20 protein-coding genes are annotated in these 23,262 nt (G+C 66.3%); 13 read left to right on the forward strand and 7 right to left on the reverse strand.

The genetic code is table 11. The annotated features are described in order from the left end of the window. Positions 1–8 precede the first annotated feature (8 nt). The gene (locus U5914_RS14685; RefSeq protein WP_336136501.1) at positions 9–914 is read left to right on the forward strand and encodes a S26 family signal peptidase; all 906 of its coding nucleotides are present in this window, start codon (positions 9–11) and stop codon (positions 912–914) included. Between the two features lie 29 nt (positions 915–943). On the opposite strand, the gene U5914_RS14690 is transcribed toward U5914_RS14685, so the two are convergent. Next, positions 944–1,291, reverse strand: a complete 348-nt coding sequence (locus tag U5914_RS14690; RefSeq protein WP_418766774.1) for an AbrB/MazE/SpoVT family DNA-binding domain-containing protein — start codon at positions 1,289–1,291, stop codon at positions 944–946. Positions 1,292–1,419: 128 nt separating this feature from the next. Here U5914_RS14690 and U5914_RS14695 point away from each other — a divergent pair, with 128 nt between their 5' ends. Continuing rightward, on the forward strand, positions 1,420–1,875 hold the full coding sequence (locus U5914_RS14695) for a MaoC family dehydratase (RefSeq protein WP_336136502.1): 456 nt from the start codon (positions 1,420–1,422) through the stop codon (positions 1,873–1,875). Between the two features lie 40 nt (positions 1,876–1,915). Here the strand turns inward: U5914_RS14695 and cgi121 are convergent, their stop codons facing one another. From cgi121 to U5914_RS14715, 4 genes are all read right to left on the reverse strand, one after another. Next, positions 1,916–2,422, reverse strand: a complete 507-nt coding sequence (gene cgi121, locus U5914_RS14700) for a KEOPS complex subunit Cgi121 (RefSeq protein ID WP_336136503.1) — start codon at positions 2,420–2,422, stop codon at positions 1,916–1,918. Next, positions 2,422–4,716 (reverse strand): ATP-dependent DNA helicase, encoded by a 2,295-nt coding sequence (locus U5914_RS14705; RefSeq protein ID WP_336136504.1) that lies wholly within the window; start codon positions 4,714–4,716, stop codon positions 2,422–2,424. Before U5914_RS14705 ends, cgi121 begins: the two co-directional genes overlap by 1 nt. Before the next feature lie 141 nt (positions 4,717–4,857). Continuing rightward, on the reverse strand, positions 4,858–5,235 hold the full coding sequence (locus tag U5914_RS14710; RefSeq protein WP_336136505.1) for a hypothetical protein: 378 nt from the start codon (positions 5,233–5,235) through the stop codon (positions 4,858–4,860). After that, positions 5,232–7,622, reverse strand: coding sequence for a penicillin acylase family protein (locus U5914_RS14715; protein ID WP_336136506.1), 2,391 nt, complete (start codon positions 7,620–7,622; stop codon positions 5,232–5,234). Before U5914_RS14715 ends, U5914_RS14710 begins: the two co-directional genes overlap by 4 nt. A gap of 103 nt (positions 7,623–7,725) precedes the next feature. Between U5914_RS14715 and U5914_RS14720 the strand changes: the two genes are divergently transcribed. Further along, on the forward strand, positions 7,726–7,968 hold the full coding sequence (locus U5914_RS14720) for a ferredoxin (protein ID WP_336136507.1): 243 nt from the start codon (positions 7,726–7,728) through the stop codon (positions 7,966–7,968). Positions 7,969–8,269: 301 nt separating this feature from the next. On the opposite strand, the gene mdh is transcribed toward U5914_RS14720, so the two are convergent. After that, positions 8,270–9,184 (reverse strand): malate dehydrogenase, encoded by a 915-nt coding sequence (gene mdh / locus U5914_RS14725; RefSeq protein WP_336136508.1) that lies wholly within the window; start codon positions 9,182–9,184, stop codon positions 8,270–8,272. A 182-nt stretch (positions 9,185–9,366) separates the two neighbouring features. On the opposite strand from mdh, the gene U5914_RS14730 reads away from it, so the two are divergent. Together U5914_RS14730 and U5914_RS14735 are read left to right on the forward strand one after the other, a co-directional pair. After that, a complete protein-coding gene (locus tag U5914_RS14730; RefSeq protein WP_336136509.1) occupies positions 9,367–10,695 on the forward strand; it encodes an MFS transporter in 1,329 nt (442 codons plus the stop codon). Between the two features lie 98 nt (positions 10,696–10,793). Beyond that, complete coding sequence (locus tag U5914_RS14735; protein WP_336136510.1) at positions 10,794–11,210, forward strand: HIT family protein; 417 nt, start codon at positions 10,794–10,796, stop codon at positions 11,208–11,210. 5 nt (positions 11,211–11,215) lie between these two features. Here the strand turns inward: U5914_RS14735 and U5914_RS14740 are convergent, their stop codons facing one another. After that, positions 11,216–12,946 carry an excinuclease ABC subunit C gene (locus U5914_RS14740; protein ID WP_336136511.1) on the reverse strand — a complete coding sequence of 577 codons (1,731 nt, stop codon included), beginning with the start codon at positions 12,944–12,946 and terminating at the stop codon, positions 11,216–11,218. Positions 12,947–13,043: 97 nt separating this feature from the next. On the opposite strand from U5914_RS14740, the gene U5914_RS14745 reads away from it, so the two are divergent. The 8 genes from U5914_RS14745 (at position 13,044) to polC (ending at position 23,203) form a co-directional block, all read left to right on the forward strand. After that, complete coding sequence (locus U5914_RS14745; RefSeq protein ID WP_336136512.1) at positions 13,044–13,307, forward strand: DUF7967 family protein; 264 nt, start codon at positions 13,044–13,046, stop codon at positions 13,305–13,307. Between the two features lie 65 nt (positions 13,308–13,372). Continuing rightward, positions 13,373–14,281 carry an ABC transporter ATP-binding protein gene (locus U5914_RS14750; RefSeq protein WP_336136513.1) on the forward strand — a complete coding sequence of 303 codons (909 nt, stop codon included), beginning with the start codon at positions 13,373–13,375 and terminating at the stop codon, positions 14,279–14,281. Further along, on the forward strand, positions 14,278–15,132 hold the full coding sequence (locus U5914_RS14755) for an ABC transporter permease (RefSeq protein WP_336136514.1): 855 nt from the start codon (positions 14,278–14,280) through the stop codon (positions 15,130–15,132). The genes U5914_RS14750 and U5914_RS14755 overlap by 4 nt, the downstream gene beginning before the upstream one ends. Before the next feature lie 103 nt (positions 15,133–15,235). Beyond that, entirely contained in the window at positions 15,236–15,664 is a 429-nt protein-coding gene (locus U5914_RS14760; protein WP_336136515.1) for an Hsp20/alpha crystallin family protein, read from the forward strand. A gap of 266 nt (positions 15,665–15,930) precedes the next feature. Further along, the gene (gene ilvA, locus U5914_RS14765) at positions 15,931–17,139 is read left to right on the forward strand and encodes a threonine ammonia-lyase (protein WP_336136516.1); all 1,209 of its coding nucleotides are present in this window, start codon (positions 15,931–15,933) and stop codon (positions 17,137–17,139) included. A gap of 250 nt (positions 17,140–17,389) precedes the next feature. Further along, on the forward strand, positions 17,390–17,557 hold the full coding sequence (locus tag U5914_RS14770; protein WP_336136517.1) for a DUF7556 family protein: 168 nt from the start codon (positions 17,390–17,392) through the stop codon (positions 17,555–17,557). Positions 17,558–17,659: 102 nt separating this feature from the next. Further along, positions 17,660–18,082: a PPC domain-containing DNA-binding protein gene (locus U5914_RS14775; protein ID WP_336136518.1), complete on the forward strand. Its 423-nt coding sequence runs from the start codon at positions 17,660–17,662 to the stop codon at positions 18,080–18,082. Next, positions 18,083–23,203 carry a DNA polymerase II large subunit gene (gene polC / locus U5914_RS14780; RefSeq protein ID WP_336136519.1) on the forward strand — a complete coding sequence of 1,707 codons (5,121 nt, stop codon included), beginning with the start codon at positions 18,083–18,085 and terminating at the stop codon, positions 23,201–23,203. The last annotated feature ends 59 nt before the right edge of the window (positions 23,204–23,262 follow it).

Genomic DNA, 23,262 nt, shown 5'->3' on the forward strand with positions numbered 1-23,262 from the left:
ACGGTGCAATGACGGATTCAGAGGGCGGCGACCGTCGGCGCGACGGGCCGTCCGACGTGTCGGGCACCGACGCTCCCGACGAGGCCGAAGGGACCCGGGAGCCCTCGAACGGCCGAACCGACCGGGGCGAGGAGCCCCCGTCCGGCGTCGTCGGCTGGCTGAAGTGGTTCTGGACGGCCGACCGTGGCTGGGTCATCTACCTTCGGGACGTGACCACGAGCGTCACCGCGGTGCTGGTTATCGGCCTGTTGCTCTTTGCCATCAGCGGCATCTGGCCGCCGATGGTCGCCGTCGAGTCCGGGAGCATGGAACCGAACATGGAACGCGGCGACCTCGTCTTCGTCGTCGACAACGACCGCTTTACCCCCGAGAACGCGCCGGTCCACGACGGCCAGTCGACGGGGGTCCTCCCCACCGACCGGGCGGCCGAGGCCGGCTACACGAAGTTCAACGGGTACGGCGACGTCATCGTCTTCCAGCGGGACGGCAGACGCGACCTGACGCCGGTCATTCACCGGGCCGTACTGTGGGTCGAGGACGGCGAGAACTGGTACGACCGCGCCAACCCCGCCTACATGGGCAGCGCCTCGAACTGCGAGCAACTGAACCACTGTCCCGCGCCGCACGCCGGCTTCATCACCCTCGGGGACGCGAATCCGGCCTACGACCAGCACCGGGGGCTGTCCGCGCCGGTCAAACCCGAGTGGATCATCGGCACCGCCGAAGTGAAGGTGCCCTACCTCGGGAACGTCCGTCTGTTCTTCTCGGAACTGTCCTCGTCGTCGGTTCCGGCCCAACCGGCCGCCGCCGACGGGCAGTCCGCGAGCGTCGACGGCCCCGAGAACACCACGATAACGGCCGGTTCCCAGACGAACGCAACCGCGACGACCGGCCACACTCGGCCGGCGATTTAAAAGAGAACCCGCCGCGACTGCCCCTCGTTCTACTCGTCGTCCTCGTCTCGCTTCCGCTTGACCGGCACCACGACCGTCTGGACGATGTCGCCGTCCTCGATGTCGAGGGCCTCGCGTTCGGCGTCCGGGATGGAGATGCGGCCGCCGCTCTGGACGCGCGTTTTGAACGTCGCCATCTGGCTCATCGTGCCGAGTTGCTCCGAGAGGTTCCCCAAGTCCGGGGTCGCACTCGTCGTAGCGCCCGTCGCCCCGGTGAGCAGCTGCTGGAGGGCCTCCTGCTGTGGTTTCGTCGCCTGTTCGGAGGCGTCCGCCAGCGCCTTCAGCAGGTTCGGCGGGCGCATGATACTCTGGGTTTCCTCGTCGTCGTTGTCGGTCATCCGATGTCCGAAAGGTCGCTTTTCCAGCCAATAAGGGTTCCGGGAGATACCACCAGAGGGCAGTCAATGGTGTTGGATTCCTGCCATTCGGCACCACGGTTTAGGGACCCCCCGCCGTAGGCGATGCCATGCCAGAAATCGAACCCGGCGCGGACCTGCCGGACTGGGACGTTGAAATCGACGTCGACGGCACCGACGACGCCCCCCTCGCCGTCGGCGACAGCATCCGATTTGCCAAGACCCTCTCCGACGAGGACCTCGAGCGGTTCGCGCTCGCCTCGGGCGACACCAACCCGCTCCACCTCGACGACGAGGTTGCCGGCGAAACCCGGTTCGGCGGCCGCATCGCCCACGGCATCCTCACCGCCGGCCTCATCAGTTCCGCCGTCGCCCGCCTGCCCGGGACCGCCGTCTACCTCTCACAGGACCTCGAGTTCCGCGCGCCGGTCCGGCCCGACGACCACGTCTCCGCCGAAATCGAAGTCGTCGAAGACCTCGGCGGCGACCGCTATCGGTTCGATACCACCGCCGAAGCAGGCGGCGAGACGGTTATCCGCGGCGAGGCGACTGTCCTGATCGAATAGCTCGAACGGCAGAGCGCAGGTAGCAGGCCACGCGCCCGCCCTACCGTTCGACGACCAGCAGGGCGACCCGTTCGAGAACGAGGTCCTCAATGCCGCGTTCGGTCGCACCCAGTTCCGCGGCGCCGATATCGTAGAACTCCCGCACCGCCGGTTCGTCGTAGTTGCCGAGGGTCGGAATCGGTTCGAGTAGGTCCTCGACGGCCATCGCCGCGGCGTCTTCGTCGCCCTCGCCGTCGACCAGCACGACTGCCTCCGTCTCGCCCTCGCCGATACCGAGTTCCAGCGCGCGCTGTATCTGCCGCCGTCCGGCCGCATAGAGCATGATTTCGACACCCCGGTCGCGGGCGATGGCCTCGCCGCGCTCGCGCTCGCGGTCGGCCAACTCCACGGCGCGTTCCAGATGCCGGCGAGAGACGATATATCGGCTATCGAAGGCCTGGACCGTCACGTCGTGCTCGTCGCCGATGTCGTCCAGTGCCGCGACGAACGTCTCCACGTCCGGGAACGCTTCGCCCCCGATTTCGACGGTTCCTTCGACCAGTCTCATCAGAAATCACCGAGGCTTGCCTGCCCCTCGCCGTCGTCGCTCGCTCCCTCGTCGGTGTCGTCGGGTGTCGCCTCGGCGTCCGGCGTCACGCCGTCCATCTCCGGGTTCTGGTGTCCTGCCGCCTCCAGCACGTTCTGCGCCGTCTTCTCACGGCCCTTCAGCGCCCCGAGGACGACCGATTTGTCGGCTTCCCGGAGGTCAGCGCGCGTCTCGATGCCGGCATCGAACAGCCGTCGGGCGCGCTTGCGACCGACGCCGCGAACCCCCGCGAGGTCGATGAGTTCCTCGCCGACGCCGTGCTGGACGCGCTTGCGGGCCTCCCGAACGGCCGGCACGGTTTCGAGGCCGAGTTCGCTCGCCAGCGATTCGGCGGCGCCGAGCAGCCATTCGGCGGTGTCGACCTTGCCACGGATGTCGCCCGGCCCGACGCCGTAGCGTTCGGCGATTTCGTCCTCGTCGACCTCGCCGGCCCAGTCTTCTAACATTCGCGCGGTCTTGAGCGCCGACAGCCAGTCCTCGAAGCGGCCCTCCTCGAACTCGCTGGGCATCTCACCGCAGAACTCGGATTCGCGCTCGTAGGCCAGCATCGTGTACTCCTCGCGGTCGCCCGACCGGAGGTAGAGTTCGTACATGTCGGGCGTCCGGGAGACGAGGTGGTAGAGGCCGAGCGCGGTGGGGTCCGAGGCGTCCTTCAGGCCGTCGAGGACCGTTGCGGCGCTCATCGGGTCGAGGTAGAGTCGCGAGACTGTGTGGCCGAGGTTGGTCGCCTCGATGCGGTCGCCGTCTGCTCGCGGCTCCGCCGCTCGCTCATCCCGTTGGGCGTCCCGCCCAACGCCCTCGATGAAGTCGTTGCGCTCCAGGTACTCCAGCGTCGAATCGACGATGCGCTCCAGTTCGGCGTCCTCCTGTCCGTACTGGGTGGCATACAGCGTCTGGTCGAGGAACTCCAGAAGGGCCTCACGGGAGTCGGCAAAGCCGCTGGCGACCGTCGCCAGCAGGTGGGTTCGCATTGAGGGCTCACGGGCCAGTTTCGAGTCGACCGGTTCCGGGTCGGCCCAGACGTACCGGTCCAGCAGTTCGTCGAGTTCGTCGTGGCTGTTCGCGAGCAGCAGGGCCTCGCCGTAGGGGTCCCGGCCCGGACGGCCAGCACGGCCCATCATCTGGTGGACTTCCAGCACGGAGAGGGGTTGCATGCCGCCGGCTTCGCCCGAGTAGCGGCGCCAGTCGCGGACGACGACGCGGCGGGAGGGGGTGTTGACGCCCGCCGCCAGCGTCGGCGTCGCACAGACGCACTTGATGAGGCGTTCGCGGAAGGCGTCCTCGACGATAGAGCGGTGTTCGCTCGCACAGCCGGCGTGGTGGAAGGCCGCGCCCTTCTCGACGCAGTCGGCGAGGTCGTCGCTCGTCTCGGTATCGGAGACGCCGCGCAACTCCTCGGCCAACTCTGCGAGGCGCTGGCGTTCCTCGGGTTCGAGGTGGTCGCGGGTGGTGTTGGCCAGTCGTTTCGCGGCGCCCTCGGCGTTTCTTCGGGAGTTGACGAACACCAGCGTCGACCCCTCGTCCGCGAGCGTATCCCGGACGATGGCCGATGTCGGCTTCTCGCTGGATTTGACCCTGAGTTCCTGCTGGGAGCCGTCGCCGAAGTGCAGCGCCTGTCCGTAGTGGACGCCCTTCTTGAGTTCGATGGGACGCCAATCCGAATCCACGAGGTCGGCGTCCAGCCATTCGGCCATCTCGTCGGCGTTGCCGACCGTCGCCGACAGCGCGACGACCTGCAGATTCGGATTGACGCGGCGGAGTTTCGCCAGCGTGACCTCCAGCGTCGGGCCGCGCTGGGGGTCGTCGACGAGGTGGACCTCGTCGCTGACGACACAGTCGAGGTCGTCGATCCACGGCGCGCCGTTCCGGACCAGCGAGTCGACCTTCTCGCTGGTGGCGACGATGATGTCCTTCTCGGCGAGCCATTCGCCGGTGTCCTCGTAGTTGCCGGTCGAGACGCCGATTTCGACGCCGTATTCCTCGAAGGCCGAAAACTCCTCGCGCTTCTCGCTCGCGAGCGCGCGCAGGGGTACAATGTAGAGTGCCTTGCCGCCGCGCTGTACGGCCGACAGCATCGCCAACTGGGCGATGAGGGTCTTGCCGCTGGCGGTCGGAATCGAGGCGACGAGACTGTCGCCCTCGGTGACGCCCGCCTCGACGGCCTCGGCCTGCGGCGGGTACAGCGACTCGATGCCCTCCTCGCGGAGGTGGTCGGCGAACCATTGCGGCACGCCGGAAACGTCGACAACGTCCATTACCGTGGTCTTGTGCGTCACCGCTTTTAAATAACGTGCTCATAGGGATTATCGTAGCCAGCCAGGGGGTTCGAAACCCGTTCTTGGATGGCGTCCCTCGGTTCTTCGTCGGAAACCTATGAACTCCTACGATAATCCCTATCAGACGACGCCGCGGACGAGCGACCCCCACACGGGCAGGACCAGCCCCGCCCCGATAGCCACGTAGGCGGGCGGCGTCAGCGCGAGGAACTCGCCGGGCCCCATCGTCGGACTCGCGAGAATGTTGAGCGCCAGCACGGCGACGCCGACGACGAGGCCGGCGACGACCGCGCGGGGGAGCGTTCGACTCACCAGTCCCACGAGCGCGCCGGCGACGACGAGGCCGAGCCAGTGGACCCACGCCACGGCGAGTCCGACGACGAGGGCGACCGCGAGGGCAACGTAGCGCTTCCGTGGCTCGGTCCGCACCGTCGTCAGAAAGGCGGGGCGGATGGGGTCATCGTCGGGCCTCTCCTCGGAAACCGCTTTCTCACTCATTCCTCGTCACCCCCGAACTCGATGGTATCGCCATCGTCGGGCGTCTCGAAGCTCATCGCCTTGTACTCACCGTCGGCCCACATCCGGAGTTGGTCGTCGTAGTGTTCGGAGAAGACGGAGCCGCTCTGTCCGCCGGGGAGTATCGACCGCGAGGGCTCGTCGACCGAGGATATCTGTCGCCAACTGCTGCCGGCCGAGAGGCCGTCGCGGGTGTTGAACAGCGTGAAACCGCTGCCGTCGGTCGGATACCGCGGGTAGTTCAGCGACGGCACCTGCCCGCTGAACTGGTGGTCGATGGTGGTCCGGTGGTAGTCGCCGTAGACCGACCAGCCCTCGGCTTCGATTTCCTCGACGGCCGTCGCCATCGCCTCGGCGATGACGGCCGCGCGGTCGCCGTCGAAGAAGTCGTCGTCGGGCGGTAGTTCGGTGAGGACCCACTCCTGTGGCCACCAGCCGTCGTCGAGACCCAACTCCTCGAAGTCGTCGGCCCACGTCGCCTCCCGGAAGGCATCGTAGAAGCGGTGGAAGGCGAGGGCCGCGGCCGAATCCCGCTCCATGCGGTAGTCCCAGTCGGCCAGCGCGTCGAGCCATTGGTCGGCGCCGTCGATGCGGTCGCGAGCGTCGAGAATCGCGGGCACCAGCTTGCGCGCTCGGATGTCGAGGGTATCCCGCTGGACCGACGCCATGAAGTCGGTGTCGACGGGTTCGCCGCTCTCGATTCGGTCGTCCAACCGCTCGTAGACCCGCATCCCGCGGAACCCGGAGGCGTACTCGAAGCCGATGGGATAGGTCGGGTCGTCGACGACCCGCTGGTTCGCGGTACCGATGTAGTCGGGGTCGACGACGCCGGATTTCTCCTCGAAGGGGATGAACTCCCCGCCCTCCCAGTCGCTCTGGCCGAACGGCTCGAAACCCTCCCACCCGCCTTCGCCCGCCGACCCGTCGAAGACGCGGTTGCCGTCGATGACCTCACCGTCCTCGCGTCGAATCGGAATCTTCCCGGTCGTCTTGTAGTAGACCTGCTCGTCGTCGACGTAGAGGGCGTTCTGGGTCGGTACGTCCATCTTCTGCAGGGCCTCGCGGTAGTCGTCGACGCCCTCCGTCTTGCTGAACTCGTAGATGGCCTCGGATTCGCGGGTGCCGGACATGCCGGTCCAGGCGACGCCGACGTGGCGCGTCTCGCCGTCGATTTCGCGGTCGACGAAGGCGCCGTGGACGGTCTTGCGGACCTCGATGTCGCGGTCCTCGCCGCCCGAGACCTCGATGGTTCGGGTTTCGGTCTCGAAGTCGCGCCACTCGCCGTCGTAGCGGTACTGGTCGCCGTCGGTCTCGTAGGTGTAGTGGTCGACGACGTCCGCGCCGACGTTGGTGAAGCCCCACGCGCCGTGCTGGTTCTCGCCGACGATGACGAAGGGGATGCCGGGAAAGCCGGCGCCGCGAACGTCGACGTCCTCGTTTGCGACCGTGATGCGCTGTTCGTACCAGACGGGCGGCACCATGAGCGTCAGGTGGGGGTCGTAGGCGAGGACCGGCGACCCGCTTTCGGTGTGGTCGCCGCCGACCGCCCAGTGGTTCGACCCCCACCACGCCGGCGGTTCGTGGGCGGCCAGCCAGTCGACGAAGGACGAATCGACCCGCTCGGCGGCTGGACTCGCGGGGAAGCCGTCGACGCCCTGTACCTCGCCGGTGGTCCCCTTGCGGATGATGGGCGCGCCGTGGTCAAACGGCGCCTCGTAGAGTTGGCGGTAGTCGTCGGTGTCGAGTCGGTCGCGCAGGACGGCGCGCCGGAGCGTCTCGAAACTGCCGGTCAGCCCCCACGATATCTGCGCCCCGACGAGCAGGCTGTCGACGACGGCCCACTCGTCGATGTCGTAGCCCGCCAGCGCGGCCTCCAGCGGTTCGGGCCCGTCCTCGATGTAGGCGTTGACCCCGTCGGCGAACGCTTCGGTCATGGCTTCGGTTCGGGTGCCTTCGAGGGCCTCGGCGGAGGCTTCTGCGGCCCCCCGAAAGTCCATCTTCGCGTGGAAGATATCGGATTCGACGGTCTGTTCGCCCACCGCGGCCGAGAGGCGACCGTCCATCAGGCGCCGGACGAGGTCCATCCCGAAGAGGCGGTCGGCCGCCTGGACGTACCCGACCGCGAAGTAGGCGGCGGCCTCGCTGTCGGCCTCGACGTGCGGGACGTGGTAGTCGTCGTAGGTGACGGTCGCCTCGCCGTACTGGCTGGCAACCGTATCGGGGACCGCCCCGCGCGTGCTTTCCCACGTTCGACCGCTCAGCGGCGCGAAGGAATCGAGGAGGCCGTCCGCGGGCGACAGCGCGGCCGCCCCGACGCCCCCACCCAGCAGCGCGCCGAGGAACGCCCGGCGCGTCGTGTCGTCTGGCATACAGGGACACACCACCGTACATTTAAAAACAGTTGTGCCGCCGTCGATGGACGAGCGGACCGCGCCCCGCTACGCCTTTGAGGGAGTCCCCCCAAGCCCGGATATGAGAGTTCGCTACGACCGGGATACCTGCATCGGGATGTTCCAGTGTGTCGCCGAGTGGGACGCATTTAAAAAGGACGAGGACGCCGGAAAGGCCGTCCTCGAAGACAGCGAGGAGGTCGAGGACGGGATTTTCGAACGGGAGGTGCCGGAGGGTGCCGAACTCGACGCGAAGTTCGCCGCCCGCGCGTGCCCGGTCGACGCCATCGAAATCTACGACGAGGACGGCGAACAACTCGTGTGATACGGAGTATTGTAACGATGTACCGGCCACCGACAGTGCGGGTCGGCGATGGCCAGTAACGGACTACAATACTCCGTATGAGACCGTCGGTCGACCGCGACCCGTCGCAGGCCTGTAATTCCGCCTGACAAAACCCTTATGGCGGGTCGTGTAGAGAGTTGTGCGTGAGGGAGTACCATGAACAGTCGCACGACTGGCCGCGACCGACAGCGGCTCTGTGAGTGGGCATCGCTCACCGGTGACGACCTACCGGAAGAGTACGGGCCGTGTAGCCCCGAAAAGGACGGATAGCGACGAACCGTCAGGCGATCTTGTCGTACTGGTCGGAGAGCTTCTCGGCAGCCTCGTCCATCAGCTCTTCTTCGTAGTCGTCGAGGTCCCACTCGACGACCTCCTCGATGCCGTCGGCGCCGAGTTTGACGGGCACGCCGAAGGCGGTGTCCTCGTAGCCGAACTCGCCGTCCAGCACGAGCGAGCCCGGAAGCACCTCGCCGGTGTCGTTGAGGACGGCCTCGACCATGTGGGCGACGCCCGTCGCGGGGCCCCACTGAGTCGCGCCCTTCCGCTCGATGACGTCCATCGCGGATTCCTGCAGGTCGCCGAGGATTTCCTCCTTCTCGTCGGCGGAGAACTCGGGGTCGTTGCCGTCGACGCGGACCTTCGAGAAGACGGGCACCTGCGCGTCACCGTGCTCGCCGAGGATGGTGGCGTCGACGTTCTTGACGGGCGCGTCGAAGCGCTCCGAGAGGACGTAGCGGAACCGCGCCGAATCGAGGCGGCCGCCGAAGCCGATGACCTTGTGGCGGTCGCGGTCGCCCGACTCGTAGAGATGGCGGTTCAGCAGGTCGACCGGGTTCGAGGTCGTGATGGAGACGTAGTCGTCGTTGTGTTCGTCGATGGACGAGCCGATGTCCTCCATGATGGGTGCGTTGTCGCCCGCGAGGTCGATGCGGGTCTGGCCCGGCTGGCGCGGGATGCCCGCCGTGATGACGACGACGTCGGAGCCGGCGGTGTCCTCGTAGTCGCCCTGTACGACGGTCGTGTTGGAGTCGTAGGCGATGCCGTGGTTGGTGTCGGCAGCCTGTCCGATGGTGGTCTCCCGCTGGTCCGGAATATCGACGAAGACGAGTTCGTCGACGATATCGCGCAGCGCGAGGTTGTACCCCGCGGCCGCGCCGACTGTCCCCGCCGCGCCGATGACGCTAACCTTTGTCATGCTCGTTAGGAAAAGGCGGTGGGACCCGATTAACTCTTGTCCTTTTTCTCACGACCTATCGGGAGCCGCTCCCACGTTACCGGCCGCTCCTGCCGATTTTACCCGGCGCGCCGAACCGGACAACGACAGCACGGGTAGCCGGCTTCGATACGCCTTTGGGCCGACCGGTCGGACGGCCGGTAGTGACAGCACGCGGACTCCGCCGGCTGTGGACCGACCCCGAGACCCGGCGCTGGCTGGCCTTCTTCGCGCTCGCGGCCACGTACGCGCTGGTGTCGGTCTACCGGCTCTCGACGGCCGTCCTCGCCGACGAGTTGACCCGCGCCTTCTCGGTGACGGGGACGCAACTCGGCACCCTCCATGCCTCCTTCTTCTACGTCTACGCGGCGATGCAACTGCCCGCGGGCGTCTTCGCGGACCGCCTCGGCGCCCGCCGGACGGTCACCGGCGGAACGCTCGTGATGAGCCTCGGCGGGTTCGTCTTCGCCGGCGCCGACAGCTACGCGCTGGCCTTCGCGGGCCGCGCGCTCGTCGGCTTCGGCGGGAGCGTCCTCTTCATCGCCATCCTCCGCTTCTGTGCCAACTGGTTCCGGCCGACCGAGTTCGCCCGGATGAGCGGCATCACGCTCGCCGTCTCCGGCTTCGGTGGCGTGCTGGCGACGACGCCGCTGGCGCTCGCCGTCTCCGCGTTCGGCTGGCGGTCGGCCCTCGCGGGCCTGTCGGTCATCGGCCTCGGCCTCGCCGCGACGGCCTACCTCATCGCACGCGATACCCCAACCGCCGCCGGCTTCGCGCCGATGGCCGGGGCCGAAGCGCCGGGGGCGCCCTCGCTTCGGGCCATCGGCTCGAACGCCCGGAAGGTGCTCGCCGAGCGCGAGACGTGGCTCTGTGGGGCCGTCCTCTTCGCCGGCACCGGCGTCAACATCACCGTCGTCGGCCTGTGGGGCATCCCGTATCTCGTCCAGACCTACGGCCTGTCGGTGACGGCCGCCTCCACGTACACCCTGCTCGGCAGCGCCGGCCTGCTGGTCGGGCCGCCGGCGGTCGGTGCCCTCTCGGACCGCCTCTCGGAGTCCGACGATGGCACCGCCAGCACCGCCGGCCGCACCCGCCTCATCGTCGTCGGGATGGCCATCTACACCGGCGCATTCGCCCTGCTGGCGATTACCGGCGCGCCGCCGCGGGCCGTCGTCGCCGCCGTCCTCTTCGCGACGGGCGCCCTCGCTGGCGCCTACGCACTCACCTACGCCGTCATCAAGGAGCGCCACGAGGCCGCGGCCTCCGGGGTTTCGACGGGCACCATCAACACGATGGCCTTCACCGGCGCCGCCGTCATGCCGACGCTGATGGGCTACGTGCTCGACGCCTACTGGACCGGCGACACCATCGGCGGCGCCCGCGTCTACACCGAGTTCGGCTATCAGGTCGCCTTCGGACTGGCGACGGCCGTGGCGGCGATGGCGCTGCTCGCGGCGATCTTGCTCCACCGGCGAACCGTCGCCGAGGTATGATTGCAGAGCATACTCGCCCCCGAGAGGAGGCAGTTTACAACGAGAGCGTGTGCCTGTTCAGAGGGAGATACTTTGCCGATTCGGCCGTATGTCCGCGTATGTCCGACTGCCAGTTCTGCGACATCGCCGCCGGCGAGGCGCCCGCGACCCGACTGTACGAGGACGAGACCACCGTCGCCTTCCTCGATATCGCGCCGGTCGTCAGGGGCCACACCCTCGTCGTTCCGAAGGGCCACTACGAGACGCTGACCGACATACCGCCCGAGACGGTCGGCGACCTCTTCGAGCGCGTCCGAATCGTCGCCGGGGCGGTCGAAGCCGCCTTCGACCCCGACGGCCTGAACATCCTGCAGGCCAACGGCGAAGCGGCCGGACAGGAGGTGTTCCACGCGCACGTCCATATCCTGCCGCGCTACGAGGACGACGACGTGCAGGTGCGCTGGCCCGCCGGCGAACTCACCGAAAGCGAGGCCAGCGAGATAGCGACGGCGATTCGAGCGGAACTGCCGGAGTAGTCGCATTATAAAGCTCGCTCGATGGCGTCGGCCGTCGCCTCGCCGACGCCCTCGACGCCGGCCAGTTCCTCGCGGGAGGCCGCCCGGACGCCGTCGACGCTTCCGAACCGCCGGAGGAGTCGTTTCCGTAACTCGGGGCCGACACCCGAGACGTCGTCCAGCGGCGTCGACACCTCGTCCCGGAGCGTCTGATGGTACTGGACGGCAAAGCGGTGGGCCTCGTCGCGCACGCGCTGGACGAGATGGAGGGCCGGGTCCTCGTCGTCCCAGTCGTGGACCCCGCCGGGCGTAATCACCAGTTCCTCGTCTTTCGCCAGCGCGATGGCGGGTACGTCCCAACCGACCTCCGAGAGCGCGTCGCGGGCGGCGCCCAGTTGTCCCTCACCGCCGTCGATGAGCAGCAGGTCGGGGTCCGGTCGGTCGTCCCGGCCCTCGACGGCCCGCAGCGAACGCCAGCGGACGAGTTCGCGCATGTTGGCGTAGTCGTCGTTGGTCTCGTCGAGTTTCTTCCGCCGGTAGTCGCTCTTCTCGGGGGAACCGTCGACGAAGGCGACGTTGCTCCCGACGACGGCCTTGCCCTGGGCGTGGCTCACGTCGAAGCCCTCGATGCGCTCGGGGCGGTCGATGCGGAGCTTTCGGCCGAGCGCCGTGGTGCCGTCGGCTTCGCCGGCTTTCCGCCGGGCATTTTTAAGGGCGAGGTCGACCAGCGTCGCCTCGCGGCCGGCGCCGGGCACCCGGACGGCGACGCCTTCGGCTTCGAGCCACCGGGCGACCTCCTCGTCGCCGTGGCGTTCGGGCAAGAGAAGGGCGTCCGGCAGGGTCCGGTCGGCGTAGAACTGCGGGATGAACGCGGCGAGGACGCTCGCGACGCGTTCCTCGCCCTCGGGCGCGTCGACGTGGTGGCGCTCCCGGTCGACCAGTTTGCCGTCTTCGCTGTGGAGGCGGGCGACCGTTCCGGAATCGCCCTCGACGGCCACGCCGAGGACGTCGACCCGGTCCTCCTCGCGGTTGACGACGGCCTCGCCGCCGCCCTCGTGGAACGATTCGACGGCGTCGAGTCTGTCGCGCAGCGAGGCGGCGCGCTCGAAGGCCTGCTCCTGTGCGGCGGCCTCCATCTCCCGGCGGAGGGGTTCGGCGAGGGCGCCCGTCTCGCCCTCGAAGAAGCGGACGGCCGACTCGACGTCTTCGCGGTAGGCCTCGGCGCCGATTTCGTCCGTGCAGGGGGCCGTACAGAGGCCCATCTCGTAGTCGAGACACGGTCGGTCGCGGTTGGCGTATTTGTGGTCCGAACAGCCACGGATGCCGTAGGTCTCCCGCAGCGCCTTGACGACGGTTTCCACTCGGCCCTTGTTCGTGAACGGCCCGAACACCGTCGACCCGTCCTCGGGGTCGCGGGTCACCTCGATTCGGGGGAACTCGTGGTCGGTCAACTGGACGAGGGGGTAGGATTTGTCGTCCTTCAGGCGGACGTTGTACCGCGGCTGGTGGCGCTTGATGAGGTTGGCCTCCAGCAACAGCGCCTGCGTCTCGGTGTCCGTGACGGCGAAGTCGACGCGTTCGGCGCGGTCGACCATCTGCCGGATGCGCTCGCCCCGAGGGTCGGCATACGAGCGCACCCGGTCGCGCAGGTCGACGGCCTTGCCGACGTACAGCACCGTCTCGCCGGCCTCGAACTGGTAGACGCCGGGCTCTTTCGGGAGGTCGTTCGCGCGCGCTCGGACCGCGTCGGCATCCATCGTCGCTTACGAGGAACTAGTCGCGCGGCCGTATCAGCATGACGCGTCGACTCCGGAGAGCGGCACGTACAAACACCGGCCGGCCCTACGGCCGACAATGAGCGATTCCGAGCGCCTCTGGCTCGTCGAACGGACCTACACCGACCGCGACCTCGTCGTGCTCATCTACGCGACGCCCGACGGCGAGCGGCGACTCCGGAAGGAACTGGCCTCGACGATGCTCCAGCGGACGACGGTGACGGCAGCCATCGAGGCCGACCCCGCGGACCTCGAACCGGTCGACGACGAGGAGACCCGCGAACGCTACGCCACCGAGGTCGAGCGAGTGCGGGCCGACCACGACCCCGAAGACCCCATTTAGACGGGTTACCACACGGCAAGAGAGCCTCAAGGCCTATGTTTCGCCGGTAAGAAGCCGGGGGTGAGATGACCGCTATCGAGTTGTCCGGGGTGCAAAAGTCGTTCGGCGACGTACAGGCGCTCCGCGGCGTCGACCTCGAAGTCGATGACGGAGAGATATTCGGCTTTCTCGGCCCCAACGGCGCCGGGAAGTCGACGACCATCAACATCCTGCTGGATTTCGTCCGCCCGGACGCCGGCGACGTCCGGGTGCTGGATTACAGCGCCCGCGAGGACAGCGTCGCCGTCCGGGAGCGCACCGGCGTCCTCCCGGAGGGCTTCGACCTCTACGACCGCCTGAGCGCCCGCGAACACCTCCAGTTCGCCATCGATTCGAAGGAAGCCGACGACGACCCCTACCCGCTTCTGGAGCGGGTCGGCCTCGAAGACGCCGCCGACCGGAAGGCCGAGGGCTTCTCGACGGGGATGCGTCAGCGCCTCGCGCTGGCGATGGCGCTGGTCGGCGACCCCGACCTGCTCATCCTCGACGAACCGACCTCGGGACTCGACCCCAACGGCGCCCGCCAGCTCCGCGAAATCGTCGAGGAGGAGGCCGCAAACGGCACGACCGTCTTCTTCTCCAGCCACATCCTCGGACAGGTCGAGGCGGTCTGTGACCGCGTCGGCATCATCCGAGAGGGCGAGGTCGTCGCCGTCGACACCATCGAGGGCCTCCGCGAGAACGTCGCCGACGGCACCACGCTCGTCGTCGAAGTCGACGCGGTTCCCGACGGCGCGGTCCACCGCGTGAAGTCGATGGACGGCGTCTCCGACGTGTCGGTCGACGGCACCCGCCTGACGGTCACCTGCGACGACGACGTCAAAACCGACGTGGTCGCCGAACTCGAAGACGCCGGCGCCGACGTGCTGGACTTCTCGACGGAGGAAGCGTCGCTGGAGGAACTCTTCACCGCCTACACGGAGGGACGAGCATGAGCTGGCTGGCCGTCGCCGAGAAGGACTTTCGGGACGCCATCCGCTCGCGGCTGCTCATCGCGCTGACGGCGCTGTTCGCGCTCTTTGCGGTCGGTGCCTCCTACGTAGTCTCCGAAATCCAGCCGCCCCAGCAGGCGGCGCTGACCGGCGAGGTGACCACCGTCCTGCTCATCGTCGGCCTCGTGCAGGCGACGGCGGTGTTCATCCCCATCGTCGCCATCGCGGTGGCCTACCGGGCGCTGGCCGGCGAACGACAGAGCGGGAGCCTGAAGGTCCTGCTCTCGCTGCCGAACAGCCGCGCCGACGTGGTCTTCGGGAAGTTCGTCGGCCGATCGGGCGTCGTTACCGTCGCCCTCTTGGTCGGCTTCGCGCTCGGCCTCGTCGCCACGGCCGCGCTCGCCGAAGCCTTCTCCGCGCTCGAATACATCGTCTTCGTCGGCACCTCGCTGCTGTTCGCGTTCGTCTTCGTCTCCATCGCCGTTGGCGTCTCCGCCTTCACCTCGTCTACCTCGCGGGCCGCCTACGGCTCCTTCGGCATCTTCGTCGTCTTCCAGTTCCTCTGGGGCATCCTGACGCAAGGAATCATCTACGCGCTCAACGGCTTCTCCTTCGAGGGTATCGAGCAGGGAGACGCCCTCTCCGAACTCTTCCAGGTGCTGACCATCGTCGACCCGACGGCCGCCTACCAGCAGGCGACCAACTGGACGGTGCGACTGCTCGCCGAAAACCAGGAAGTCGAGGACGCCGCCGCGTTCTACCTCGAACCGTGGTTCGGCTTCGTCGTGATGGCGGTGTGGATTATCGTCCCGCTGGCTATCGGCTACTACCGGTTCGAATCCGCGGACCTCTGACCGCCGTTCCGCTCGGCGTTCACCCTCGAAGCCGCGTCGTCTTTCCCGCTCGGCGGGAATCCGAGTAATCTTCTTTTCCCTAGGTGCCCTGTATTAACTCGATATGTCCCGAAACCCATTCGACGAAATCGAGCGGATGTTCGACCGGATGAGCAACCGCCTCGAACCGTTCGACGAGGGCGCCTTTCAGGGGTCGGTCGCCGTCGACGTCAAGGAGACCGACGACGCCTACACCGTCACCGCGGACCTGCCGGGCTTCGACCGCGACGACATCGACGTCGAACTGGCGGGCGACCGCCTGACGCTCTCGGCGACCCACACCACCGAGACCGAACGCGAGGAGGGAGAGAGCGACGACGGGGGCCACTACCTCCGACGGGAGCGCCGCCAGCAGTCGGTCAGTCGGTCGGTTCGACTGCCCGAACCCGTCGACGAGGGCGCCACCGAGGCCGCATACCGCAACGGCGTCCTGACGGTCACGCTCCCGAAGGAGGCCGGGGGCGACTCGGGCCACGACATCCCCATCAACTGATACGCGTCCCTCGGCCGATACCCCCGTTCCTCTTTTATAAACATCACCGCTCCGAAGGACCGTCTGTCGACCGTCGAACGACCGTCTGACGAGTCGGCTATCGCGCCGCAGTCGTGCGATTACACTTTCACTCCGCATGGAGGGGTTTTATGAGGGTCCCGTCCCCCTAATCTGATGCACACGCTCCTTCCCCTTTGGCCCACCACCGCCGACGACGGTGCCGGCGGCCCGGAAGGCCTACCATTCAGCCACGAGTAGCCGTGGGTATGCTCGAGTTCGCCGACGTGGAAGCGGCCCGCGACGTCGTCGCGGAGACCGCCCGGGAGACTCCCCTCGAACACTCCAACACGTTCTCGAAGCGGACCGGTGCCGACGTGCACCTGAAACTGGAGAACTTCCAGCGCACCGGCTCCTTCAAGATTCGCGGCGCGACGAACAAGATCGCCCAGTTGAGCGAGGCCGAACGCGACCGCGGCGTCGTCACCGCCAGCGCCGGCAACCACGCACAGGGCGTCGCTCTCGCGGCGACGCGGGCGGGCGTCGATTCGACCATCGTCATGCCCGAGTACGCCCCCATCTCGAAGATAAACGCCACCCGCGAGTACGGCGCGGAGGTCGTCCTCCACGGCGTCGACTACGACGCCGCGGCCGAGAGGGCCCACGAAATCGAACGCGAGGAGGACCGCACCTACGTCCACGCCTTCGACGACCCCGCCGTCATGGCGGGTCAGGGCACCATCGGCCTCGAAATCGTCGACCAGTGTCCCGACGTCGACACCGTCGTCGTCCCCATCGGCGGCGGCGGCCTCATCTCCGGCATCGCCACCGCCGTCAAGGCCCAGACGGACACCCGCGTTATCGGCGTGCAGGCGGAGGGCGCCTCCAGCGTCGCCGCCTCCCTCGAGAAGGGCGAGGTCGTCGAACGCGATTCGGTCGATACCATCGCCGACGGCATCGCCACCCGCAGGGTCGGCGACCAGACCTTCGAGGTCATCAAGGAGCGCGTCGACGAGGTCGTCACCGTCACCGACCCCGAAATCGCCAACGCCGTCGTCTCGCTTCTGGAACGCTCGAAAACGCTGGTCGAGGGCGCCGGGGGCGTTCCGCTGGCGGCCGTCCTCGAGGAGCGCTTCGAGTACGAGGAGGGCGAAACCATCGTCCCCGCGCTCTGCGGCGGCAACATCGACCTCAACGTCCTCACCACCGTCATCCGCCGCGGCCTCGTCGAACGCGGTCGCTTCCTCCGGGTCCGGACCGTCCTCAAGGACCGCCCCGGCGCGCTGCAGGACCTAGTGGAACTGCTCGCGGAGAACCGCACCAACATCTACGCCATCGAGCACGACCGCGCCTCCAAGGACATCGCCATGAACGCCGCCGAGGTCGAACTCGACCTCGAAACCCGCGGTCACGAACACGCGCTGGAACTGCTGGACGCGATGGAGGCCGCCGGATACGAGGTCGAAGTGCTCGTCTGACGCCTGCCTTTCGAACGCGCTGACCTGCAGCCGCCCACTCACCGCTCACAGGTCCGCACGCGACTCATTTCGGTCGTTCGGGAAGCGTTCCGCGTAGTATGTTCACCATACTCGACAGTTGTCCAGAAATGATTCTCCAGCATCATGTTACTCAACACATATAAATACACCATAAATGATGCGGCAAATCACGGTATGACACGGTGTCACATCGTCAGCGTTATATACCTACTGTGAACTATGCACATGCATGGCACAGGACACGGCCACTGCGGAGACGATTTGCGACTGTGAGGTCATGGCGTCCGTGGACAGCGGCGACGACGGCGAGCGGCTCATCATCGCCGAACTTTGCCGAGAGGAGGCCTACCTCTCCATGTCCACGGAAGCCACAGTCGACGTAGACGACTGGCGATAACCGCGTGGCCGACGGGTGGGGACCCATTCGAACACGTAGCGACTGCCCCGGGACCGCCCTCGGGAGAACACCTTTTTGACCGCTGCCGTCATCCCTCCCAGTATGGATTATCAGCGCGTCGAGGGCGACCGGGAGTTCGTCGCCCGACTGGAACACGGACGGGATTGGCGCGAGCAGATCGAGGCCTTCGCCGACGCCGAGGGCATCGATGCGGCCTTCTTCTTCGGTCTCGGCGCGGTGCAGGACGCGACCGTCTTCTTCTACGACCAGGACGAACAGGAATACTACCCCGTCGAGTTCGACGAACCCTTCGAGGTGACGACCGCGCTGGGGAACATCTCGCATCTGGAGGGCGACCGCTTCGCACACACCCACGTCACCCTCTCCCGCGAGGACGGGTCGATGGTCGGCGGCCACCTCGATTCGGCGACTACCTTCGCCGGCGAACTCTACGTCCGGGAGTTCGACGCCCACCTCGAACGCGAGCACGACGAGACGACCGACCTCGACCTCTGGCCGCTGTAGATGCATCCCGACGACGAAGCGTACTTCGAACGGTTGGAAACCGGCCTCGACAAGGCACTGGACGTCGCCCGCGAGGCCCGACAGCGCGGCGGCGACCCCACCGAGGACGTCGAGATTCCCATCGCGAAGGACATGGCCGACCGTGTCGAGAACATCCTCGGCATCGACGGAGTCGCCGAGCGCGTCCGCGAGATGGAGGAAGACCCCGACCTCTCGCGTGAGGAGGCCGCCCTCGAACTCGCCGCGGACTTCGCCGACGGCAAGGTCGGCGACTACGACACCCGCGCCGGCAAGGTCGAAGGCGCGGTTCGGACAGCCGTCGCCCTCCTGACCGAGGGCGTCGTCGCCGCACCCATCGAGGGTATCGACCGCGTCGAACTGCTGGAGAACGACGACGGCACCGAGTTCATCAACATCTACTACGCCGGTCCCATCCGCTCTGCGGGCGGGACAGCACAGGCGCTGTCCGTGCTGGTGGCCGACTACACCCGGACGCTCATCGGTATCGACGAGTTCAAAGCCCGAAGCGACGAGGTCGAACGCTACGCCGAGGAGCTGGCCCTCTACGACAACGAGACGGGCCTGCAGTACTCCCCGAAGGACGCCGAGACGAAATTCATCGCCGAGAACATGCCCATCATGCTCGACGGCGAGGCGACCGGCGACGAGGAGGTTTCGGGCTTCCGCGACCTCGAACGCGTCGACACCAATAACGCCCGTGGCGGCATGTGTCTCGTGCTGGGTGAGGGTATCGCCCAGAAGGCGCCGAAGATTCAGCGGTACACCTCCCAACTCGACGAGGTCGACTGGCCGTGGTTACAAGACCTCATCGACGGCACCTACAAGAAGGACAAAGGCGGCGATTCGGCGGCCGAGGCGGACGACGAGGCCGAAACCGAGGTGGAAGATGCCGACGCTGAGGACGCGGATGACGAAGGCGAGGAGGAGTCGGAACCCGACGGCCCGCCGCGGCACGACCCGGCCACGAAGTTCCTCCGGGACCTCATCGCCGGCCGCCCCGTCTTCGGCCATCCATCCGAGGAGGGCGGCTTCCGCCTTCGCTACGGCCGGTCCCGGAATCACGGCTTCGCGACGGCGGGCGTCCATCCCGCGACGATGCATCTCGTCGACGACTTCCTCGCGACGGGCACCCAGATAAAGACCGAACGCCCCGGCAAGGCCGGCGGCGTCGTCCCCGTCGACTCGATGGAGGGCCCGACGGTCAAACTCGCCAACGGCGACGTCCGGCGCATCGACGACCCCGCGGAGGCCCTCGAAATCCGCAACGGCGTCGAGAAGATTCTGGATTTGGGCGAGTATCTCGTCAACTACGGCGAGTACGTCGAGAACAACCACCCGCTCTCCCCGGCCTCCTACACGCCGGAGTGGTGGAAAGGCGACCTCGATGCGGCGGGTGCGGACGTGCAGGCCCTCGAAGACTCCCCTCGCGTCGACCTCGAACACCCCGGCGCCGCACAGACGCTTGAATGGGTCGACGAATACGGCGCGCCGCTGCATCCCGAATACACCTACCTGTGGCACGATTTGGACATCGAGCGGTTCGAGAAACTGGCGGAGGCCGCAAGCGACGGGTATTGGGCCGAAGCAGACGGTGCTGCTGTGGCTCCTGCCGACACCGATTCCCCCGCCGAGCGCACGCTCGTCCTCCCACGGACCGAACCCGTCCGGGAAGCCCTGGAGGTCCTCATCGTCGAACACACCCAAGGCGAGGAGACGCTGACCGTTCCCGACGCCGTCCCCTTCGTCCAGTCGCTGGGGCTGACCGACGACCTCGAAAAACCGTGGGACAGCGACGACCTCTCCGAGGAGGCCCGCAACTGGGACGACGGCCACAACGCCGTCAAGGCGGTCAACGAGGTCGCACCCTTCGAGGTTCGCGAACGCGCGCCCACCCGCATCGGCTGTCGGATGGGCCGCCCCGAGAAATCCGAGAAACGCGACCTCTCGCCCGCCGTCCATACCCTCTTTCCCATCGGCGAGGCCGGCGGCTCCCAGCGGGACATCGCCGCCGCCGCGAAACACAGCGAGAACATGCAGGACACCCCCGGCCGAGTCGAGGTGGAGGTCGGCCGCCGGACCTGTCCCGACTGCGACACCGAAACCCACCGGGCGCGCTGTCCCGACTGCAACGCCGTCACCGACCCCCACTACGTCTGCTTCAGTTGCGACATCGACGTCGAACCCGACGAGGCCGGCCGCGCCATCTGTCCCCGGTGTGAATCCGAGGCCGAGGCTGTCCAGACGAAGACCATCGACGTCCACGAGGAGTACCGCAACGCCCTCAAGAACGTCGGCGAACGCGAGAACGCCTTCGACGTCCTGAAAGGCGTTCAGGGGCTTTCCTCGGAGCACAAGGTCCCCGAACCCATCGAGAAGGGCGTCCTCCGGGCCAAAAACGGCGTCTCGTCGTTCAAGGACGGCACCGTCCGCTACGACATGACCGACCTTCCCGTCACATCGGTTCGGGCCTCCGAACTCGACATCACCGTCGGCCAGTTGAAATCTCTCGGCTACGATGAGGACATCCACGGCGACCCGCTGACCCACGAGGACCAACTGGTCGAGTTGCGGGTTCAGGACGTCGTCCTCTCGAACGGCGCCGCCGAGCACATGATGCGGACCGCCGACTTCGTCGACGACCTCCTGGAGCAGTACTACGGCATGGACCGCTACTACGATATCGACGACCGCGACGAACTCGTCGGCGAGTTGGTCTTCGGGATGGCACCTCACACCTCCGCCGCAGTTGTCGGGAGGATTATAGGTTTTACCTCGGCGGCCGTAGGGTACGCTCATCCGTACTTTCACGCCGCAAAACGGCGGAATTGCTTCCACCCCGAAACGAAGGTCTGGTATCAGGACGCAGACGGTTGGCACTACGAGGAAATCGAATCCCTCGTCGAACCACGTCTGGAAAACCCTGAGACAGACGACTTCGGGACTCTCGTACAGGAACTCGACGGAGATGTGTACGTTCCGTCGATGAACGAAGACGGCGAACTCGTCTACAAGCCTGTCGAGGCCGTCTCGAAGCATGTCGCGCCGGAGCACTTGGTCCAAATCGAAACTCGGAGCGGACGTGAAATCGAGGTAACGCCGGACCACGAGATGCAGGTATACGATCCGGAATCCGATTCGTTCGTCGGAAAACACGCCTCCAACCTCTCCACCGAAGATTCGCTTGTCACCCCCCGCCATCTGGATGTCGTCTCTTCCGAGTCGACATCGTTCGACCTGTTGGCCGAATTCCTCGATACGGAGTCGGTTCCGACAGAACGACTGATGGTCGAAGGCCTATCGAAGGAGGAACTCTACGACACGTTCGAGGAACGACTCGCTGACGACTGGGAGGGTCGATTCTATCCCCTCAAAAGTACCGCCGACTACCTCGATCTCGGCAAGAAAACACTGAGTAATTATCTCTATCGTGAGCGAATCCCGGTCAAGCTCCTATTGGATGTTTTCGACGATGTAGACGACCTTCTCGAAACCCTACCCGACGATATCTCACTTGGCCTGCGTCGGGATTCTACGTCGATAGACCGAACTATCGATCTAAACGCTCGGGTTGCGACTCTCCTCGGTTATTACGCCGCTGAGGGCTTCGTTCGCGAGGAAGAAACCGGGAAAGGGACGATTCAGCAGACGACTCTCTGTGGAACCGAAGACGAGGTTCGCGACTTCTACCTCGACGTTCTCGAATCCGAGTTCGGCGTGAATCCCTACGTCGAGAACCACGCGAAGATCACGGCATCCGGACGGCTGCTTCGCGTCTTTTTCCAAGAAATCCTCGATGCCGGGACTGGAGCATCCGATAAGCGAGTACCCCAGCATGTACTTCGGGGCGAAAACGACATCGTGAGTGCGTACCTCAGTGGCTACTTCAGCGGCGACGGAAGCGTCGAAGACGGCCGCCTGGTCGTCAACGCGACAACCGTGAGTAAGGAACTGAAAGAGGATCTACTGGCGTTACTCACTCGACTCGGAATCAAGGCCCGGGTCGATATACAGGATCCGATCAACCTCAACGAAAAATTCCCAGACTACTACGATGCTGACGACCGAACAAAATCTGCGACACGATACGTATTCACTATCTCCTCAGAGGATACCGTCGCCTTCCACGAGAGAGTTGGATTCCACCTCACGAGGAAGCAAGAATCCCTCGCCAAGCAGATAGAGGACGTACCCGTCCGAAGTCGGAGAGTCTTCGACGGTGGTGCTGAGGATGCTCTTATCGAAGACATTGATACCGTCGAATACAAGCAAGCAGAAACGGACACAGTTTACTGCCTTACCGTCGCGGATACGCATTCTCTGGTCGCGAACGATCTCGCATCGCGGCAATGTGACGGTGACGAGGATTGCGTCATGCTTCTCATGGACGGTCTTCTCAACTTCTCGAAATCTTTCTTGCCGAACCAGCGCGGTGGTCGAATGGACGCGCCGCTGGTCATGTCCTCGCGCATCGACCCTGCGGAAATCGACGACGAGGCCCACAACATGGACATCGTCTCGGAGTATCCACGGGAGTTCTACGAGGTCACGCGCGAGATGGCCGACCCCGGCGAGGTCGAGGACCTCATCCAGATCGGCGAGGACACCCTCGGCACCGAAGACCAGTACCGCGGTTTCGAGCACACCCACGACACGGGCGATATCGCCCTCGGCCCGGACCTCTCGGCGTACAAGACGCTCGGGGACATGATGGAGAAGATGAACGCCCAGTTGGAACTCTCCCGCAAACTCCGCTCGGTCGACGAGACCGACGTCGCCGAGCGGGTCATCGAGTACCATTTCCTGCCGGACATCATCGGGAACCTCCGGGCCTTCTCCCGGCAGGAAACCCGATGTCTCGACTGCGGCGAGAAGTTCCGACGGGTGCCGCTGACCGGCGACTGCCGGGAGTGCGGTGGCCGCGTCAACCTCACCGTCCATCAGGGGTCGGTCAACAAGTACATCGACACCGCCATCATGGTCGCCGAGGAGTACGACTGCCGCGAGTACACGAAACAGCGCCTCAAGATACTGGACCGCGCCGTCGAATCCATCTTCGAGGACGATACGAACAAGCAGAGCGGGATTGCTGATTTCATGTGAGACCACTTTTTGCACGAGAACACGGGTCGCGCCCGCTTCGGGGCGCGACCCCGGTTCTC

Source organism: Natronomonas amylolytica, assembly GCF_037031205.1.
GTDB lineage: Archaea > Halobacteriota > Halobacteria > Halobacteriales > Haloarculaceae > Natronomonas > Natronomonas amylolytica.

What these genes read in the sequence shown, in the direction of transcription:
- U5914_RS14720 (WP_336136507.1), top strand. Translation starts at nt 7,726, where the DNA reads ATGAGAGTTCGCTACGACCGGGATACCTGCATCGGGATGTTCCAGTGT.
- cgi121 (WP_336136503.1), bottom strand. Translation starts at nt 2,422, where the DNA reads ATGAGACTGGTCGAAGGAACCGTCGAAATCGGGGGCGAAGCGTTCCCG.
- U5914_RS14685 (WP_336136501.1), top strand. Translation starts at nt 9, where the DNA reads ATGACGGATTCAGAGGGCGGCGACCGTCGGCGCGACGGGCCGTCCGAC.
- U5914_RS14740 (WP_336136511.1), bottom strand. Translation starts at nt 12,946, where the DNA reads ATGGATGCCGACGCGGTCCGAGCGCGCGCGAACGACCTCCCGAAAGAG.
- U5914_RS14695 (WP_336136502.1), top strand. Translation starts at nt 1,420, where the DNA reads ATGCCAGAAATCGAACCCGGCGCGGACCTGCCGGACTGGGACGTTGAA.
- U5914_RS14745 (WP_336136512.1), top strand. Translation starts at nt 13,044, where the DNA reads ATGAGCGATTCCGAGCGCCTCTGGCTCGTCGAACGGACCTACACCGAC.
- U5914_RS14715 (WP_336136506.1), bottom strand. Translation starts at nt 7,622, where the DNA reads ATGCCAGACGACACGACGCGCCGGGCGTTCCTCGGCGCGCTGCTGGGT.
- ilvA (WP_336136516.1), top strand. Translation starts at nt 15,931, where the DNA reads ATGCTCGAGTTCGCCGACGTGGAAGCGGCCCGCGACGTCGTCGCGGAG.
- U5914_RS14735 (WP_336136510.1), top strand. Translation starts at nt 10,794, where the DNA reads ATGTCCGACTGCCAGTTCTGCGACATCGCCGCCGGCGAGGCGCCCGCG.
- U5914_RS14770 (WP_336136517.1), top strand. Translation starts at nt 17,390, where the DNA reads ATGGCACAGGACACGGCCACTGCGGAGACGATTTGCGACTGTGAGGTC.
- U5914_RS14760 (WP_336136515.1), top strand. Translation starts at nt 15,236, where the DNA reads ATGTCCCGAAACCCATTCGACGAAATCGAGCGGATGTTCGACCGGATG.
- polC (WP_336136519.1), top strand. Translation starts at nt 18,083, where the DNA reads ATGCATCCCGACGACGAAGCGTACTTCGAACGGTTGGAAACCGGCCTC.
- U5914_RS14755 (WP_336136514.1), top strand. Translation starts at nt 14,278, where the DNA reads ATGAGCTGGCTGGCCGTCGCCGAGAAGGACTTTCGGGACGCCATCCGC.
- mdh (WP_336136508.1), bottom strand. Translation starts at nt 9,184, where the DNA reads ATGACAAAGGTTAGCGTCATCGGCGCGGCGGGGACAGTCGGCGCGGCC.
- U5914_RS14690 (WP_418766774.1), bottom strand. Translation starts at nt 1,291, where the DNA reads ATGACCGACAACGACGACGAGGAAACCCAGAGTATCATGCGCCCGCCG.
- U5914_RS14775 (WP_336136518.1), top strand. Translation starts at nt 17,660, where the DNA reads ATGGATTATCAGCGCGTCGAGGGCGACCGGGAGTTCGTCGCCCGACTG.
- U5914_RS14705 (WP_336136504.1), bottom strand. Translation starts at nt 4,716, where the DNA reads ATGGACGTTGTCGACGTTTCCGGCGTGCCGCAATGGTTCGCCGACCAC.
- U5914_RS14750 (WP_336136513.1), top strand. Translation starts at nt 13,373, where the DNA reads ATGACCGCTATCGAGTTGTCCGGGGTGCAAAAGTCGTTCGGCGACGTA.
- U5914_RS14710 (WP_336136505.1), bottom strand. Translation starts at nt 5,235, where the DNA reads ATGAGTGAGAAAGCGGTTTCCGAGGAGAGGCCCGACGATGACCCCATC.